Origin of the sequence: Melghirimyces profundicolus (assembly GCF_003054245.1) — a bacterium.
GTDB lineage: Bacteria > Bacillota > Bacilli > Thermoactinomycetales > DSM-45169 > Melghirimyces > Melghirimyces profundicolus.
In genome coordinates this window covers 1-16,787 of record NZ_QBKR01000029.1, presented here as the reverse complement: position 1 = coordinate 16,787, position 16,787 = coordinate 1, and the positions used below count along the sequence as shown (strand labels likewise).

16 protein-coding genes and 1 pseudogene are annotated in these 16,787 nt (G+C 52.3%); 5 read left to right on the top strand and 12 right to left on the bottom strand.

Features of this window, described 5'->3' with window-relative positions; translation table 11 throughout:
* Nucleotides 1–35: 35 nt before the first annotated feature.
* From gyrA to dnaA, 7 genes are all read right to left on the bottom strand, one after another.
* Complete coding sequence (gene gyrA, locus C8P63_RS16220; RefSeq protein WP_108025841.1) at nt 36–2,477, bottom strand: DNA gyrase subunit A; 2,442 nt, start codon at nt 2,475–2,477, stop codon at nt 36–38.
* 33 nt (nt 2,478–2,510) lie between these two features.
* Nucleotides 2,511–4,424, bottom strand: a complete 1,914-nt coding sequence (gyrB, locus tag C8P63_RS16215; protein ID WP_108025838.1) for a DNA topoisomerase (ATP-hydrolyzing) subunit B — start codon at nt 4,422–4,424, stop codon at nt 2,511–2,513.
* Nucleotides 4,425–4,443: 19 nt separating this feature from the next.
* Complete coding sequence (remB, locus tag C8P63_RS16210; RefSeq protein WP_108025836.1) at nt 4,444–4,740, bottom strand: extracellular matrix regulator RemB; 297 nt, start codon at nt 4,738–4,740, stop codon at nt 4,444–4,446.
* Nucleotides 4,741–4,744: 4 nt separating this feature from the next.
* On the bottom strand, nt 4,745–5,863 hold the full coding sequence (gene recF / locus C8P63_RS16205; protein WP_108025833.1) for a DNA replication/repair protein RecF: 1,119 nt from the start codon (nt 5,861–5,863) through the stop codon (nt 4,745–4,747).
* Between the two features lie 12 nt (nt 5,864–5,875).
* On the bottom strand, nt 5,876–6,094 hold the full coding sequence (gene yaaA / locus C8P63_RS16200; protein WP_108025832.1) for a S4 domain-containing protein YaaA: 219 nt from the start codon (nt 6,092–6,094) through the stop codon (nt 5,876–5,878).
* 24 nt (nt 6,095–6,118) lie between these two features.
* Nucleotides 6,119–7,255, bottom strand: a complete 1,137-nt coding sequence (gene dnaN, locus C8P63_RS16195; RefSeq protein WP_108025830.1) for a DNA polymerase III subunit beta — start codon at nt 7,253–7,255, stop codon at nt 6,119–6,121.
* Between the two features lie 350 nt (nt 7,256–7,605).
* Nucleotides 7,606–8,955 carry a chromosomal replication initiator protein DnaA gene (gene dnaA, locus C8P63_RS16190; protein WP_108025828.1) on the bottom strand — a complete coding sequence of 450 codons (1,350 nt, stop codon included), beginning with the start codon at nt 8,953–8,955 and terminating at the stop codon, nt 7,606–7,608.
* 556 nt (nt 8,956–9,511) lie between these two features.
* Between dnaA and rpmH the strand changes: the two genes are divergently transcribed.
* The 5 genes from rpmH (at nt 9,512) to jag (ending at nt 11,806) form a co-directional block, all read left to right on the top strand.
* Nucleotides 9,512–9,646, top strand: a complete 135-nt coding sequence (gene rpmH / locus C8P63_RS16180) for a 50S ribosomal protein L34 (protein WP_108025879.1) — start codon at nt 9,512–9,514, stop codon at nt 9,644–9,646.
* A 109-nt stretch (nt 9,647–9,755) separates the two neighbouring features.
* Nucleotides 9,756–10,142 (top strand): ribonuclease P protein component, encoded by a 387-nt coding sequence (rnpA, locus tag C8P63_RS16175; RefSeq protein WP_108025824.1) that lies wholly within the window; start codon nt 9,756–9,758, stop codon nt 10,140–10,142.
* Nucleotides 10,139–10,348 (top strand): membrane protein insertion efficiency factor YidD, encoded by a 210-nt coding sequence (gene yidD / locus C8P63_RS16170; protein ID WP_108025822.1) that lies wholly within the window; start codon nt 10,139–10,141, stop codon nt 10,346–10,348. The genes rnpA and yidD overlap by 4 nt, the downstream gene beginning before the upstream one ends.
* Nucleotides 10,349–10,463: 115 nt before the next feature.
* A complete protein-coding gene (gene yidC, locus C8P63_RS16165; protein ID WP_108025877.1) occupies nt 10,464–11,180 on the top strand; it encodes a membrane protein insertase YidC in 717 nt (238 codons plus the stop codon).
* Nucleotides 11,177–11,806, top strand: a complete 630-nt coding sequence (gene jag, locus C8P63_RS16160; protein ID WP_108025820.1) for an RNA-binding cell elongation regulator Jag/EloR — start codon at nt 11,177–11,179, stop codon at nt 11,804–11,806. Before yidC ends, jag begins: the two co-directional genes overlap by 4 nt.
* A gap of 145 nt (nt 11,807–11,951) precedes the next feature.
* On the opposite strand, the pseudogene C8P63_RS16155 reads toward jag, so the two are convergent.
* From C8P63_RS16155 to C8P63_RS16130, 5 genes and pseudogenes are all read right to left on the bottom strand, one after another.
* Nucleotides 11,952–12,308, bottom strand: a pseudogene (locus C8P63_RS16155) (mechanosensitive ion channel family protein); the annotation flags it as partial.
* Nucleotides 12,309–13,974: 1,666 nt separating this feature from the next.
* Entirely contained in the window at nt 13,975–14,160 is a 186-nt protein-coding gene (locus C8P63_RS16145) for a hypothetical protein (protein ID WP_108025814.1), read from the bottom strand.
* Nucleotides 14,161–14,233: 73 nt separating this feature from the next.
* Nucleotides 14,234–15,529, bottom strand: a complete 1,296-nt coding sequence (locus C8P63_RS16140) for a serine/threonine-protein kinase (RefSeq protein WP_108025812.1) — start codon at nt 15,527–15,529, stop codon at nt 14,234–14,236.
* Between the two features lie 262 nt (nt 15,530–15,791).
* Nucleotides 15,792–15,992 (bottom strand): hypothetical protein, encoded by a 201-nt coding sequence (locus C8P63_RS18845; RefSeq protein WP_146172197.1) that lies wholly within the window; start codon nt 15,990–15,992, stop codon nt 15,792–15,794.
* Between the two features lie 251 nt (nt 15,993–16,243).
* Nucleotides 16,244–16,579 carry a hypothetical protein gene (locus C8P63_RS16130; protein ID WP_108025808.1) on the bottom strand — a complete coding sequence of 112 codons (336 nt, stop codon included), beginning with the start codon at nt 16,577–16,579 and terminating at the stop codon, nt 16,244–16,246.
* Nucleotides 16,580–16,787: the final 208 nt, after the last annotated feature.

Genomic DNA, 16,787 nt, shown 5'->3' with positions numbered 1-16,787 from the left:
TCAAACAAAAAAACCCGCCGGCAGGCGGGTGTCCATTAACTCTCCGTTTCGTCCTCCTCGGTGTTGACCCGTGCCAGGGTGGCCACTTCTTCGTCCTCTTTCACCGAGATCAGCTTGACCCCCTGGGCGTAACGACTCATGCTGGAGATCCCTTCAACATTCATCCGGATCACGACGCCGGAGGTGGTGACGATCATCAAGTCTTCCTCCGGAGATACCACTTTCAGACCGACCACAAAACCCTTGGCTTTGGTCACATTCTGGGCTTTGATTCCTTTTCCGCCCCGGATTTGGGTCCGGTATTCCGAGAGGGGAGTCCGTTTCCCGTACCCTTTGGATGTCACGATGACCACCTCCTGCTCCGGCAGGACCACTTCCATGCCGACCACTTCATCTTTTTCTCCGAGGGCAATCCCTTTCACCCCCGTGGCGGTCCGTCCCATCTGTCGGACATCCTGTTCGGGGAAGCGGATCGACATCCCCCGACGGGTACCGAGGATGATCTCCTGCTTTCCATCGGTCAGACGCACGCCCACCAGCTCGTCCCCTTCCCGGAGATTGATGGCGAAAAGACCGTTCCGCCGAATGTGTTCAAACTCTTCCAGGGAAGTCTTCTTCACCACCCCGAACTTGGTGCAGAAGAAGAGGTAGTGGTCCGCACTGAATTCTTTGACCGGGATGACCGCTTCGATGTATTCCCCCTGATCGATCTGGATCAGGTTGATGAGGGGAGTTCCCCTGGCGGTCCGTGAAAGCTCAGGCACCTCATAGGCTTTCATGCGGTACACTTTGCCCTTGTTGGAGAAAAAGAGCAGGTAGTTGTGGGAGTTGGTGACGAAGAGGTGCTGAACGAAATCGCCTTCCTTCGTCCCCATTCCGGAGACACCCCGGCCTCCGCGGCGTTGGGCCCGGTAGCTGGATAACGGCATCCGTTTGATGTACCCGCGGTGGGTCATCAGGATGGCCACTTCATCTTCCGGTATGAGATCCTCATCGGCAATCTCCGCAACGTTGAGCATGATGCGCGTGCGGCGTTCATCGGCGTACTTCTCCCGGATTTCCAGCAGTTCATCCCGGACCACCCCGCGGATCCGCTCTTCGCTGGCGAGGATCGCCTTCAATTCGGCGATGGTTTTCAGGAGTTCATGGTACTCGTTTTCGATTTTTTCCCTTTCCAGACCGGTCAAACGCTGCAGGCGCATATCCAGGATCGCCTGGGCCTGTTTTTCGGTCAGACCGAATTTCTCCATCAGACCGTTGCGGGCCTCCTGGGTGGTGCGGGAGGCGCGGATCAGCTCGATCACTTCATCGATATGGTCCAAGGCGATCCTCAGGCCCTCCAAAATATGGGCCCGCTCTTCCGCCTTACGGAGATCGTACTCCGTCCGGCGGCGAATCACTTCCACTTGGTGTTGCAGGTAGTGGTGCAGCACCTGTTTCAGATTGAGCACCAGGGGTTTGCCGTCCACGAGAGCCAGCATGTTGATCCCGAAACTGGTCTGCAGGTTGGTGTGTTTGTACAGGTTGTTGAGGAGCACCTTGGGATTGACGTCCCGGCGGAGTTCAATGATGACACGCATCCCGTTCCGGTCCGATTCATCCCTCAGGTCGGTGATCCCGTCGACCTTTTTATCCCGGACCAATTCGGCGATCCGCTCGACCAGCTTGGCTTTGTTCACCTGGAAGGGAAGCTCTTCCACCACAATCCGCATCTTCCCGTTGTTCGCTTCTTCGACCCGGGTCTTGGCCTGGAGACGAATGCTGCCCCGTCCGGTCCGGTATGCCTTTTTGATGCCGTCCCGGCCCAGGATGAGTCCGGCAGTGGGAAAGTCCGGGCCCTTGATGTGTTCCATCAATTCATCGATGGTGACTTCCGGGTTTTTGATCAGCTCAAGCAATCCGTCAATCACTTCACCCAGATTGTGGGGCGGAATGTTGGTGGCCATCCCGACGGCGATCCCCGCCGCCCCGTTGACCAGGAGGTTGGGAAAACGGGAGGGCAACACGAGGGGTTGTTCCAGCCGGCCGTCGTAGTTGGGGCCGAAATCGACGGTCTCCTTTTCGATGTCCCGGAGTAATTCCCGGGTGATCGGGGCCATCCGGGCTTCGGTGTAACGCATCGCCGCCGGGGCGTCTCCGTCGATGGAGCCGAAATTGCCGTGACCGTCCACCAGCGTATACCGGTACGAAAAATCCTGTGCCATGCGAACCATGGTGTCGTATACGGCCACATCTCCGTGGGGGTGATAGGAGGCCAAAACATTCCCGACCACGTTGGCCGATTTCCGGTATCCTTTGTCCGGCGTCATCCCCAGTTCGTGCATGGTATAGAGGATGCGCCGGTGAACCGGTTTGAGCCCGTCCCGGACGTCGGGGAGGGCCCGGCTGACGATGACGCTCATCGCGTAATCCAGGAACGAATTGCGCATTTCCTGGCTGATGTTGATCTCGTTCACGCGCTCGATTTCTTCAGGCATTCGCTTCCCTCCGCTCGTTCTCGGATCCGTCCGTCAAATGTCCAGGTTCCGCACCTGTCTGGCGTACTCCTGGATAAACTCCCGGCGCGGTCCCACTTTGTCCCCCATCAGGGTTTCAAAGACCTGATCCGCATCCATCGCGTCCTGCAGGGATACCTGCAGGAGGGTCCGGCTTTCCGGATCCATTGTCGTTTCCCACAATTGGGTGGCGGTCATCTCCCCGAGGCCTTTGTACCTCTGGATTTCCACCTTCCCCTTGCCTTCCAATTCTTTCAGCTTTCTTTCCTTTTCCCGGTCGCTGAAGGCGTAAAGGATCTTTTTCCCCTGGGTGAGTTTATACAGGGGCGGCTGCGCGATGTAAATGTAACCCTCTTCGATCAAGGGGCGCATATACCGGTAGAAAAACGTCAGCAACAGTGTCCGGATATGGGCTCCATCCACATCAGCATCAGTCATGATAATCAGTTTGTGATAACGGGCTTTTTCCAGTTGAAAATCTTCCCCGATCCCCGTGCCGATTGCCGTGATAATCGTCCGGATCTCCTCGTTGGAGAGAGCCTTGTCCAGACGGGCTTTCTCCACGTTGATAATTTTCCCGCGCAGAGGGAGGATGGCCTGAAACATCCGGTCCCGCCCTTGTTTTGCGGTTCCTCCCGCGGAATCCCCCTCCACCAGGTAGAGTTCGCTCCGATCCGCTTTCCGGGACGTGCAGTCCGCCAGTTTCCCCGGAAGGGAACTCACTTCCAGGGCATTTTTCCGCCGGGTCAGCTCCCGTGCTTTGCGGGCGGCTTCCCTTGCCCGGGCGGCCATGACTGCCTTGTTGATCACCTTTTTGGCAACGGAGGGGTTCTCCTCCAGGAACGTGAGGAACTGTTCCGCAAAAATGGATTCCGTGATCGTCCGGGCTTCGGAGTTCCCCAGTTTTGTCTTTGTCTGACCTTCAAACTGCGGCTCGGGGACCTTGACACTGATAATGGCCGTCAGACCTTCCCGCACATCGTCTCCCGAGAGGTTATTGTCATTGTCTTTGAGGAGATTGTTCCTCCGTGCATAATCGTTCACCACCCGGGTGAGCGCCGATTTAAAGCCCGCTTCATGGGTGCCGCCCTCGTGGGTGTGAATGTTGTTGGCATAGGAATACAGATTACCGGTATAGCTGTCGTTGTACTGAAGGGCGATTTGCACCTCGATCCCGTCTTTCTCCCCTTCAATGTAAACCGGGGGATGATGCAGCGTTTCCCGGTTTTTGTTCAGGTGTTCGACAAAGGAGCGGATGCCCCCGTCAAACTTGAATTCGTGGGATTTTCCTTCTCCCCGTTCATCCCGGAGGATGATGCGGACGCCGCTGTTGAGGAAAGAGAGTTCCCTCAAACGGTTCAACAGAATCTCGTAGTCGAACTCCGTCGTTTCCGTAAAAATCTCCGGATCCGGTTTGAATGTCGTCTTGGTGCCCGTTTCCCGGGTTTCACCCACCACTTGTACATCGGATTGCGGAACCCCGTGGCGGTATCGCTGGACGTGGATTTTTCCTTCCCGCTTAACCTCGACTTCCACCCATTCGGAAAGGGCGTTCACCACGGAAACCCCCACCCCGTGGAGGCCGCCGGAAAACTTGTACCCCTCCCCGCCGAACTTGCCGCCGGCGTGAAGGACCGTCATCACCACTTCCAGAGCGGGGCGGCCCATTTTGGGATGGATTCCGACGGGAATCCCGCTGCCGTTGTCTTCCACGGTTACGCTGTTGTCTTCATGCACCGTCACGGAGATGGTGTCGCAGCGTCCGGCCAGGGCTTCGTCAATGCTGTTGTCCACCACTTCCCAGACCAGGTGGTGCAGGCCGCGGGAGCTGGTGGAACCGATATACATTCCCGGCCGTTTTCGGACGGCTTCCAAGCCTTCCAACACCTGAATCTGGGATTCGTCATAATTGGTCTTTTGTACGGTCACCTTCGCGCTCACCTACTTTTTAAGTTCCTTTTTCTCCGGATCCCCTGCCGGACACCTCACCGAACACCCGGTTCCCTCCTTGCTGAGCCCGTTTCAACAGCGTGAGAGAAGAGATGGGCGAAGCGTATACCGCGGTCCGGGTCACCACATAAGATTTGACTTCCTCCTGATCGGAAATCCGCTCCAGACGCCCCTGTTTCCCGGCTTTATCCAAAAAAGAAGCCAAGGTGGCGGGGGACCGCCGGTTCCCGGCATCCAGGATGGTGATCACTTCGCTGACTCGAATCATTTTGTTACCGCCGAGATGGATAAACACCTTTTCACCTCTGTTCGGAAATACTTCCCTGCCGAACCCGGTAAATCCGGGCCCGGTTCAGGGTCTCCCGGTCAATTCCCTCTAAACCGGTGGTGGTCACAAAAGTCTGGACTTTTCCGCGGATGGCTTCCAGCAGTTGGGTTTTGCGAAAATCGTCCAGTTCGGACAGAACATCATCCAATAAAAGGATGGGATAATGTCCGGTTTCCTGGTGAATCAGCTCGATTTCAGCCAGCTTGAGGGAGAGGGCGGCGGTGCGCTGCTGTCCCTGGGATCCGTAAGTGTGAAGATCCGTTCCATCCGCGGCCAGGCGCAGATCATCCCGGTGCGGCCCCACCAGGGTGTTCCCCCGGATAACCTCCCGTTCCCGAATCCGTCCCAGCTCCTTTTCCATCACTTCCCGAAGTTCTTTCTTGTCCATTTCCGCCCGGATCGGGATGGAGGGACGGTATTGAAGGGAGAGGTTTTCCCTTTCCCGGGTGATGGAGTCGTGAATTTCTTTTGCCCGGCCGGATAGGAGTTCCACAAACGCAAACCGTTTTGCCCACAGGTATGTGGATAACTCGATCAGTTGTTCGTTCATCACGTCCAACATCACGGCGTCCGCCGTCCGTTTTTTTCCCCACTCTTTCAACAAGCGGTTCCGTTGGTGGATGAGCTTGTTGTATTGAGACAGGGAATGGAGGTAGGCGGGGCTCACCTGACCGATTTCCATGTCCAGAAACCGTCGTCGAACCTGGGGGCTTCCCTTGACGATGGACAGGTCCTCGGGCGCGAACAGAACAGCGGTGAGAGAACCGATGTAATCGCTCAAACGCCGCTGTTCCACCCCGTTTCGAATCACTTTTTTCCCCTTGGGGGTGAGACGGATTTCCAGGCGTCCCGCCGTTTCTCCCCTCCACACCTTGGCTTTCAGAAATGCGGCGGATTCTTCCCATTGGATCATCTCTTTGTGGCTGTAAGTCCGATGGGATTTCCCGATGGCCAAAACGTAAAGCGATTCGAGAATGTTGGTCTTTCCCTGAGCGTTGGGTCCGACAAACAAGTGGAGCTCTCCGGGGCAATCCAACCGGAGGTGTCGGATGTTGCGGAACTGCTTCAGTTCCAGTTGCTCCACATGCATAGCCTGCTCCTTTCAACCCTCCCGGTGGGGACGGACGGTTCCGAAACCTTCGATTTCCACAGTGTCCCGGGGATAGATCTTTCTCCCACGGCGTTCTTCCGGCTCTCCATTCACCCAGACCCGGTTTTCAGATAAAAAGTGCTTGGCTTGTCCTCCCGTGTCCAGGAGATCCAACTTTTTCAGGAGTTGGCCAAGTGTGATGTATTCTGTATCGATCGTGACTTCCCTCATGTTTTCACCTCTTGATCCCCTCTGTCACCGCGTTCGGATTGGAACGATCAGGTGAAGCGCGTCTTCCCGGTCCGCCGGTTGGATCACGAAGGGAGTCATTGTGCCGGTCAAAAGAATCTTGATTTCATCGGAATCCACCGCCCGCAAGGCGTCCAGCATGTATTGGGCATTGAATGAGAGGCTGATCTCCTCGCCCTTCACCTGAGCACTCACCTCTTCCAGGACACTTCCCACATCCTGGGCTGTGGATTGGACCTGGACGAGTCCTTCTTCTTTCACTGTCCATTTTATCACATTATCTCTTCCATCCCGGCTGATCAAGGCCGCACGGTCCACCGATTGCAGGATCTCCTTGGTGGATACCCGGATTTCCGTCTTTCCGCCTTTGGGGATCACCCGGTTGGTGTCCGGATAGGCTCCGTCGAGAAGCCGGGAGAAAAACAGAAGATGGTCTGCACGGATCAGAATCTGATTATCCGCCAGGATGACATCCACCCATCCGGTGCGGTCGGCCAGGATTTTCCCCAGTTCCGACATACTTTTACCGGGAACGACCACGTTTTCCACCTTCAGATCCTCCGGGCCTTCCACCTCGGCTTGGCGTCGGGACAGACGGTGGCTGTCCGTGGCCACAAACGTGAGGTTTCCGCCTTCCAGTTGCCACAGAACCCCAGTCAGAACCCCCCTGGCTTCAGATGTGGAAACCGCAAAACCCGTCTGGCGGATCATCGACTTCAAAAGATCGGCCGGCAGACTGAACATCCGATCTTCATGAAAGGAAGGAATGCGGGGATATTCTTCGGGGTCCAGTCCTTTCAGTTCGAACTGGGCCTGCCCGGACCGAAGGGTGGTTTTCCACCGTTCATCCACAACCCAGTCCACTTCGTCCCCCGGCAGTTTTCGGACAATTTCCGAAAAGATCCTGCCCGGCAACACCACACTTCCTATTCTTTCCACTTTTACCTGTTCTTTATCATCCTGACGGATCGGAATGCACACTTGAATGGTCAAATCCGAATTGCTTCCGGTCAGCCAGAGTCCTTCTTCATCCACCGTCACCTTGATGCCCGTCAGGATGGGAACGGTGGTCTTGGTGGACACCGCCTTGGAAACCTGGGATACGGCTTCCGTTAAAGAGGGACGGGAAATCTGAAATTTCATGGGAAGTCCTCCTCCGTTTGTCCACAGGACTGAAACAGGTTCACCCTTCCGTCCTGTGCCGCGTATTTTCCGTTCAATGAGAAAGAGCCCCGTCATTATTCAACCACGTTCCCCCACCTGTGGATAGTCTATGAAAGAAAAATAGGGAATGGGACGGAGTCATATCGGGGCATGTATAACATATATATTATATTTTAAATGTCGTCGTCATAGTAATAGGGGCTGTTAAAAGTGTGGATAAGTGTCTTCCTTCCAAGTAAGAAGCCTATACACGTTGTGGAGAAACTGTGCATAGGCCGGGGTGTTTTGTCCACAATGTCCACAGGGACGGATGATGCAGTTTTCATTGATCAGGTGCGCCGGGTCAACCGTTTCTTCAAATCTTCCACAGCCTGTTGAAGACCGGGGTCCATCGCCAGGGTCCGGGTAATTTTCTCATGGGCATGGATGACGGTGGTATGATCCCGCCCCCCGAATTCCTCCCCGATTTTGGGAAGGGAGACATCGGTGAGTTCCCGGCACAGATACATGGCGATCTGTCGGGGAAGGGCGATGTTTTTGGTCCGTTTCTTTCCCTTTAAATCTTCGATCCGCAGCCGGTAATAGGAGCAGATCTCCTTTTGGATGTCCGGAATGCCGATCACACGGGGCTTGGCGTCGGAAATGATGTCTTTCAGCGCTTCTGCCGCCAGTTCCACGCTCACCGGTTGATTGATCAAGGCGGAATAGGCGACGACCCGGATCAGGGCGCCCTCCAACTCCCGGATGTTGGTATCGATCCGGTCCGCGATAAAGGCCATCACATCGCTGTCGATGTCCAGTTTGTCCGCGATCGCTTTCTTTCGGAGAATGGCGATGCGGGTCTCCAGATCCGGCGGTTGAATGTCGGTGATCAGCCCCCATTCGAAGCGGGAGCGAAGACGATCTTCCAGGGTGGGAATCGCTTTGGGCGGCCGGTCGCTGGAAATGACGATTTGCTTGCTCTCCCCGTGCAGGGCGTTAAACGTGTGGAAAAACTCTTCCTGTGTCTGCTCTTTCCCTGCCAGGAACTGAATATCGTCGATCAACAGAATATCCACATTTCTGTATTTGTGCCGGAAGTCGTCGGTACGGTTATCGCGAATGGAGTTGATGAATTCGTTGGTAAACTTTTCGGAGGACAGATAGACGACACGGGCATGGGAAGGATGAGAAAGGACATAGTTACCGATGGCATGCATCAAGTGGGTTTTCCCCAATCCCACCCCTCCGTAAATAAAAAGGGGATTGTACGCCTTGGCCGGAGCTTCCGCCACCGCCAGAGAGGCCGCATGGGCAAACCGGTTCCCGGTACCGATCACGAAGGTGTCGAAGGTGTATCGGGAATTGAGCATCGTTTTGGGCCCCTCTTCCCGCAGATGGGGTTTTTCCATCGTGGCTGCGGTTTCTTCTTCCCCCTCCGTCCGTGTGGATGAATGGGTGATGAACTGAACGCCGATCACGGATCCGGTGATTTCCTGAAGGGTATCCCGGACCAAATGGGCATAGCGGGATTCCAACCAATCCCGCGCGAATTCGTTGGGAGCGGAAACCACGAGGGTATCCTCCCGGAAATCCACGGCTTCCGTGGCCTGCAGCCAAGTTTCAAAGCTGGGTTTCGAGAGCTTTCCTTGGATGTGTTCCAAGGCTTGGGCCCACAATTCCTGAATGTGAGTGTCCATAGTTGATCCCCCCTTCCCTGTTCACAGGTTTATCCACATGGGGAATCCCGTGGTTGCGGGAGATTCCCTTTTTGTTCACCATTTCCACATCGGTGTGGACAACTTTGTCCACAAGGGGCTGTGGATTTTCCACAAAGTTATCCACAACCTGTGGAAAATCGGTTCCCGTTCAAGGGTTATCCACAGTGGAAAGCATGAACATCATATCAAATTTATCCAGGCATCACAACGAATCCGGTCTGCTTTCAACAGAATTCACAGGGGTGTGGATTGATTTTTTTCACAGGGGTGATTTCTGTGGACAAGCAGGGGAAAACCCGGGGATAACGGTGGGGATAAATCCGGACCGCTCCGGTTATCCACAGTGGGACCGGATTCCTTCTCCCTTTCTTGACAATTTTTTGGTTGCGCGGATATAATGATTGAGAATGTCGTCCGTGCGATTTTTTACAAATTCACAGCTTGGAAAGGAGGAAAATCCGGTTTGACGGTCGACCTCAGGGTCGGTTTCGAATCAGTCCCGGTTCGACCGTGGAAGGATAACCGGATCATCATAATGAAGCGTACGTTTCAACCGAGCAATCGGCGGCGAAAAAACGTTCACGGCTTTCGGAAACGCATGAGCACCAAGAACGGGCGGAAAGTCCTGAAAAACCGCCGCAGAAAAGGCAGAAAGATCTTGTCCGCATAAGGCCACTCCCTTAAGTGGCCTTTTTTCCTATGGCAGCGGGGTTTATTTCTCGCCGGTACCGATACATACTGGTATTGATTCGGTGTTCCGGTGGAAAGGAGGGGCTTCCTTGCAAAAGGAATACCGCTTGAGACGGCGGGGGGATTTCCGCCGCGCTTTCCGGACGGGAACATCGGTGGCCAACCGCCAGTTTGTGGTTTACCGGAGTGAGAGAAGAGGGGAGGGTCCCGTGCGGATCGGTATCTCCGTCAGCCGGAAAGTGGGAAATGCCGTGACCCGCAACCGGATCAAACGGCTGGTGAAGGAGATTACGAGAGAGTGGGTGGACTGTCTTCCGGAACGGACGGACATCATTCTGATTGCCCGGAAGCCCACGGCAGACATGGATTATCACCGGATGAAATCAAGTCTGCACCATGTTCTGAAGAAAGCCCGTCTTTTCCGAAAAACGCCGGGTCCGAAAAAGACGGCCAAACATTCGGGGGGGTCTTCATGAAAGGGTTGGTTCTCCTGTTGATCCGTTTTTATCGACGTTTTATTTCTCCTCTTACTCCCCCGACCTGCCGGTTTGCTCCCACCTGCTCGCAGTACGGCTACCTCGCGATTTCGCGGTACGGTCTGATGCGGGGTGGGTGGCTGACGGTGAAGCGGATTGCCAAATGTCACCCCTTTCACCCCGGAGGTTACGACCCGGTGCCTTGACACTCAATCGGTTCACTCCCTTGTACCTTATATAGACACAGTCCTTCAATCGTAATCGATTGATTCGAAGGAGGAGTTCTTTTTGTTCAGACGACGCCTGATCCCGGCCCTAACCATGGCCGCGGCCCTTTTCACCCTCGGCGGCTGCGCCCCCAACCCGGAGCAATTTAAGCCGATCGACCCGAAAACGGCCGGCTTCTGGGATCTTTATTTTGTCTATCCTTTGCAGCGGTTGTTGGATACGACCTACGAGGTTTTGGGAAGTTACGGTTTGGCCATTCTGGTGGCCACGGTCCTGATTCGTCTATTGATTCTTCCGCTCACCCTGAAACAGATGAAGAGTTCGAGGGCGATGCAGGCACTGCAGCCGGAGATGCAGAAAATCCGGGAGAAGTACAAGAACAATCAGCAGAAGCTGCAGGAAGAGACGATGAAGCTCTTCCAAAAACACAACGTCAACCCCTTGGCCGGGTGCCTTCCGATCCTGATTCAATTGCCGATCCTGATTGCGTTTTACCAGGCGATCATGACGGACCAGCACATCTTCAAAGCCAGCTTTCTGTGGATGAAGCTGGGACAAGCGGATCCCTACTTTGTATTGCCCGTGTTGGCAGCGGTGACCACCTATCTTCAATCGATCGTCATGGGGATGGGGGACAACCCGCAGGCCCGGGCGTTCATGTACATCATGCCGATCATGATTTTCGTGCTGTCGCTGAGCTTTCCGGCGGCCCTGGCTCTGTACTGGGTGTACAGCAACCTGTTCACCATGGTTCAGTATTATTTCATCGGAGACAAATTTAAAGCAAAACGGGAGGGTGCAACCCGTTGAAAAAAGTGACCGTAACGGGAAAAACGGTGGATGCGGCCGTGGAAAGAGCCCTCCGGGAGCTGGGGGCGGCCCGGGACCGGGTGCGGGTGACCGTTCTGGAGGAAGCCAGCCGGGGCTTTCTCGGTTTGATCGGGAGCCGCGATGCCAAGGTGGAAGTGGAGCTGATCTCCACCCCTGTGGATGAGGCGCTCCGGTTCCTTCGGGACGTGCTTGACCGGATGGGCCTGGATGCGGTGGAAATGGAAGCAAAAGAGGATTCCGATTCGGTTCGGATCAATTTTAAAGGAGAAGATCTGGGGATTCTGATCGGCCGCCGGGGACAGACGCTGGATGCCCTCCAGTATCTGACCAATGTGGCTGCCAACCGGGCCGCCCGTCCTTACACCCGCTTGGTTCTGGACGCGGAGGGGTACCGGGAACGGCGCCGGGAAACCCTGGAGGAATTGGCGGGTCGGATCGCCAAAAAAGTGATGCGGAACCAACGCCCGCATGTCTTGGAACCGATGAGTCCCATGGAACGGAAAGTCATTCATAACTGCATCCAGAAATACCCCCGTCTGACCACTTACAGCGAGGGGGAAGAACCGCGCCGGAAAGTGGTGGTGGCGCCTAAAAGCAACCGTTGACATCCAACCGTTACGGCTTTCAGTTTTTGACTCTCCGCCCCCGGAGAGTTTTTTTGCTATTTTACAAGGGGCTTTAGTACGATAAAGATGTGCCATCCGGAAGGAGAACCGGGCCGACCCGTTTTCGGGCCCTTCCGGATCGGCTTACACGGACAGCCTGATCGATATCTGAATCGTAGGAAATGCTGATGTCCACCAGAGCTTGCATGTTGCCACGGGAGTGGTTAGTCAAGGAGGCGATTTCCCGGTTCGGGATAAAATGAAGGTCCCCGTTGAATCCCCGCAGCTTCATGAGTCGAAGGCCGGTTTCCTCCACGACTCCGGAATACCCCCCGAGGGTGACATACTCCCCGACGTTTACTTGATCTTCCACTAACACAAAAAAGCCGGTGACTGTATCACTGACCAATCCTTGCGCACCAAAGCCGATCGCAAGCCCCAAGATGCCGGCACTGGCAAGAATGGCGGAGGTGTTGACGCCAAACTCATTCAATACCATGACGCGATGAAAAAGATCCCGTAAGCGGCTAAGCTGTCAAAACCGAAGTCAGCGTGTGGAATCGGCTGGCATCATCGTCCGTTTTCAACTTTCGGTTCGCCACACGAGTGATAATGCCTTTCACAATGAAATAAACCAGCATGGATACGGCAATAATGATCCCCGCCGTTATAAGCGAGCCAAAGATGGATGTGGTATAAATACGCATGGTATCAACAACCCTTGTGAGCTGGATTAAGACCCTAAAAACTCAGTCTACGCTTGAAGTCCTTCTAACACCAAAAAAGTGGACAAAAACTCACTGCAGCTTACGAATCACTTTATTAACGGTCGACTACATGGGGATTGAAGGAGGATAGTGACCCCATGATGGATGATGGCATCCTGTTTTTTTTCGGTCTTATTTGTGCCTATTTCATTGCCTTTTTCAACATCAATAAGTTTTGGACAGGTCGACACCGAAAGAAGCATACATCGAAGTGATAAACAAACGTTACAGAAAGAACCGCCTACTGATGGGGCGGTTTTTTTGAAACGAGTGTTATCGGTGTTTTCGCCACGTTTCCAGGTGTGGAACAAATCAGGGAAGGGACATGGATTGAATGGAAGGGCCGCTGAAATCCGTTCGGTTTCTAAAAAGCGACATGCCTTTAGTAAAAGCCGACGATTACAAACGGATCCCTGCCCCCAAGGACCCTTATGTCTATGCCGGTTTCTGACTCCAACAAGCCCCTCCGTCTTTGAAGAAGGTGAGAGGAGTGTTTTTTACACGTAGTAACTTTGCTGAATATGGATTCTGTTTAAGTCAACAAAGCGTACAGAGATTCGTATCAACAAAATTCTTCTTTTTATCGTACTCCTTCTTTCCAAGGACATATTGGTAAAAAACTGACGTTTGACGGATGGTCAGGCGAAAGGGGCTTTAGTACGATAAAGATGTCCCTCAATACTCGTGGCTTCCACCACGTTCTCCTTTTGGCAGATCCCCCCTCAGTTTGATTTGAGGGGGGTCTGTTGCATTTCATGGTTTATGCGTCTCTGTGAGGGATTATAAGAGAAGGGGGATGGTCTAAAAGGTATTTAAATAATCGCCCCCCTTATTTTAAGGGGGGCGATCAAGGAGGTTTCCAGTTGGTCGAGGAGGGTCTCATAAGCAGGAGATGAGTCTGCTAGCATACATTAAAAAGAAATTGGGATCATAAATGTCGCCGCCTGCTTCTAGTGTATGTCAGGAGTGGATCTTGTAGCTATCATCCAAAAGGACGGTTTTGCTCATCGTCCCTTCTTCCCAATGAAATACCCGGAAACCTAACATTTGACTAATGGTCGGGAAAAGAAATGTTAGTTATTATAAAGATCCGGTCTCAACTCCAGAAGGCGTTTCGTGCTGGGCAACAAGTTCATTTCCTCCTTTTATGCAACCCCCTCTCAGTTTCCCTGAGGGGGGCTGTTTTCATTCACCGTCGGAAAAGTGGACTAAAAACCGATCAGCTGATCGAATAAGTTAATATAGCCGACTTTTCTTTACTCTAATTCGAATCCCCCTATTTAATGAGGGGGATTTTTTTGTATTTTTTCATAAGGATTCTCGTATCACCTTGGCTGAGGGAGCATCGCATCCGTTTGCCGCAGAGTAGATACCACTACAACAGGGTGACAAGGACCTTCTTTATCGTTCCTCCCTTTCGTCCAGCTTATCGAACAAACCCGTCAACATATACATGATGATCGAGATCGAGATGATGATCGTTACAAATGTGGGTGGATGGGTCTGGTAGAGAAACCAATGAAAAAAACTGGGAATCATCGAAAGGATGATGGCGCTCTTTAACAAAAACAGGTTCGTGGGATTCATTTCAACTGCTCCCTCCTTTTCATGTTGTCTCTCAGTGTATAGTCGATAGGCCCGATGGCCCGATCAAGGTTGTTTATTCGGGGGTAAGGTTTAGATTGTATAGTTTTGTCCCGGCCCCTCCCCGGAATTGGACTTGGTAAGGTGCATCAACGGGATGAGCGATGGGCTCCGGTCCGAACGCCACTCTAGGTGACGGGTCCCCCTTTTTTTGAATCGAGAAGCGAAGGGGCTCACCGGGGGAGTATCGGATATCAAATTTATATCGCTGATTGGGTGAAACGGTATACTCCGACAATTTTACAAACGTCGGATCGTCACCCTCCATACCATCGGTGGATTCATACATGCGGATGTTTCCCCGTTCATCGATGTTCACCCCGTAAAATTTCGAGCGGTCATCTACTTGAAAGATGATAGAAAAAGGCTGGTAGCGGGTTCGAATGATCTCCCCCCGGACCTGGACGGGGCCTGTCTGTGTTTGCGGGAGATGATATTGATTTCGTGTTTCGTTGAACTCCACTTTCTTTCCTTCCCGGTGCAACACAGCACTTGACGGGTGACCTGGCTTTTCTGCGGCCTCCCGGGAGCCATTCAGGGTAGCGGCGGTATATCCGAGCCACCCTCCAATTGCAAAACTGATAAGGATGATAGCTCCCAACCGGAAGATCGGTTTTAGCGATAAAGTCTTTTTCCGAAGCGACCGGGATTCAACCGATGGTTGCTCCATCAGCTGTCGGACTTGCAACAGGATATCATCCCGGGTCTTGTTGGGATCATAACAATCCAAGGCCAGCTGTCGGTAATCGGTCGGGATTTTGTGATTCCGGCTTAGAAGTTTAAGTCGTTCCCCCTTGTTTTTAGGGATGACTCCTGTTAATAAATAGATTAGTAAATGCTGCCATTGTTCGTCGGGTGGATCCAAACTGTAATTTTTTATCCAATAGAAGAGAACATAGGGTTCATCCGCGATACAAATGTTCCGAGGATCCAATGTAGTCGAAAGAGATAAAGGAAGTTGTTCCAATGACTGCATCGTTTTCAGTAATTTCTCAAACACACGCAGTGCTTTTCTCGGTTTCATCGGGTCCTTTTCGTTGACAACGAGCGGCAGCGGGTCGCCGGAAAACGGCGGATGAACGAGGGTGATTCGATCGTCCTGGATGATCACGTCCAAGACGGGTGCAACGTGCGGAAAGTTCATGTTCAGGAAAATTTCGCGGGCACCAGGGGGCAAAGGTTGGTTTGTTTTGATCTCTTGGATATAGACTTCCCTGCCATCGACTGTTTTGGCTTGTACCAATTGGCGTGAGATGAACGTGAGAACATCTTCTACTTGGAAACGCTCATAGTAGCGCTGTGGGTTACTCATAAACGTTCCAATCCTTCCAAATCAATCAGTTAGTATAAAAGCCAATGACAGCATAACGAAAAACCTCTTAGGTTTAGAGGCTGGAGATTGCGAGAGCTACGATCATTAGGAGAATGGAAGCCCACAGTGTATTCCAATGCACCTTCTTGGCCTGACGCTGGATAGTCACACGTTCTTCCTTGTTTTCTATTTTTTCCGATTTGGAGAGAAAAGGAAGGCTGTGATCCGTTTTGTTGCGCAAACCTTGCGCCGCTAATAACACTCAGGTTTTTTCCCGTGCCTGAAAGAAAGCAAGACACCCCATCCAAATGGGAACGAACAAGGTAAAATTGACCCAGAATTCCCAGTTGGCGGAGACAGATACGGCCACGGTAGCCGCAACCATGGCCCCATTCATGGCCGCCACGCAGTAACGCCATCTTCGTCCTTTTGGGCCGATATTAGGCAAACACAGTTTACTCATCTCTTTTTAAATCTCCCTTATGATGTAATCCTGCAAATAATTAAAACTCTATATCATTAAAATTATAGCATGACTATTTGGGATGAAAAAACAACTTTACCCCTTATCTTAATAGATATTTTACAAAAATCGAAACCTAAAGTGATCCAATCTCCAAAACTACAATAATAGCCAAGGACCCGGAAGTTCACTCATCAAGCTGGATAAGCCCAAATAAGACCCATCTCAACGTTTAGAGATGGGTCTATATATCAACCTGAATGAAGGATCTCGAGCTCTGTTTCAATAAACCGCTTGATCCTTTTTAACCTTTTATATTCCTGCATAGAATAACACAACATCGGGAAGCTTTCTTTATCGGCTATACGAATGTTCTTTTTGGAATGATGAGATCCATCCAATGAAAAGCGAATGTACCCATTCGAGAAAGGCCAGAAAGGTTTGTATAACTCCACATGATGGATTTCTTTAAATAAAAAGGTGACATCTTCTAATGCATGCCGTTTTTTCTTAGTCACCGAATGGATGAGTTTTATGGAACTTTGATACATGCGAATACAACCATCTGATAATTTCAGTTCGTGCACGATATCCCTCCAGGTCTTAGATGTTACCGCTAATCAGACCTTTTACAGAACAACTTTGAAGGAAATTTGGGGAAGAATTCCCTCGTACTCGTCTATCGTCATTCCTTATTGTATACAAGCTATTTCAAAATTAGTTTTACGCACCATAAAATAACGGCAACGAAACAAAAAGCTTTATAGATATGTAAATAACGCTCATATCGAACGA

What these genes read in the sequence shown, in the direction of transcription:
- gyrA (WP_108025841.1), bottom strand. Translation starts at nt 2,477, where the DNA reads ATGCCTGAAGAAATCGAGCGCGTGAACGAGATCAACATCAGCCAGGAA.
- recF (WP_108025833.1), bottom strand. Translation starts at nt 5,863, where the DNA reads ATGCATGTGGAGCAACTGGAACTGAAGCAGTTCCGCAACATCCGACAC.
- yaaA (WP_108025832.1), bottom strand. Translation starts at nt 6,094, where the DNA reads ATGAGGGAAGTCACGATCGATACAGAATACATCACACTTGGCCAACTC.
- dnaN (WP_108025830.1), bottom strand. Translation starts at nt 7,255, where the DNA reads ATGAAATTTCAGATTTCCCGTCCCTCTTTAACGGAAGCCGTATCCCAG.
- dnaA (WP_108025828.1), bottom strand. Translation starts at nt 8,955, where the DNA reads ATGGACACTCACATTCAGGAATTGTGGGCCCAAGCCTTGGAACACATC.
- rpmH (WP_108025879.1), top strand. Translation starts at nt 9,512, where the DNA reads ATGAAGCGTACGTTTCAACCGAGCAATCGGCGGCGAAAAAACGTTCAC.
- yidD (WP_108025822.1), top strand. Translation starts at nt 10,139, where the DNA reads ATGAAAGGGTTGGTTCTCCTGTTGATCCGTTTTTATCGACGTTTTATT.
- yidC (WP_108025877.1), top strand. Translation starts at nt 10,464, where the DNA reads ATGGCCGCGGCCCTTTTCACCCTCGGCGGCTGCGCCCCCAACCCGGAG.
- C8P63_RS16145 (WP_108025814.1), bottom strand. Translation starts at nt 14,160, where the DNA reads ATGAATCCCACGAACCTGTTTTTGTTAAAGAGCGCCATCATCCTTTCG.
- C8P63_RS16140 (WP_108025812.1), bottom strand. Translation starts at nt 15,529, where the DNA reads ATGAGTAACCCACAGCGCTACTATGAGCGTTTCCAAGTAGAAGATGTT.
- C8P63_RS18845 (WP_146172197.1), bottom strand. Translation starts at nt 15,992, where the DNA reads ATGAGTAAACTGTGTTTGCCTAATATCGGCCCAAAAGGACGAAGATGG.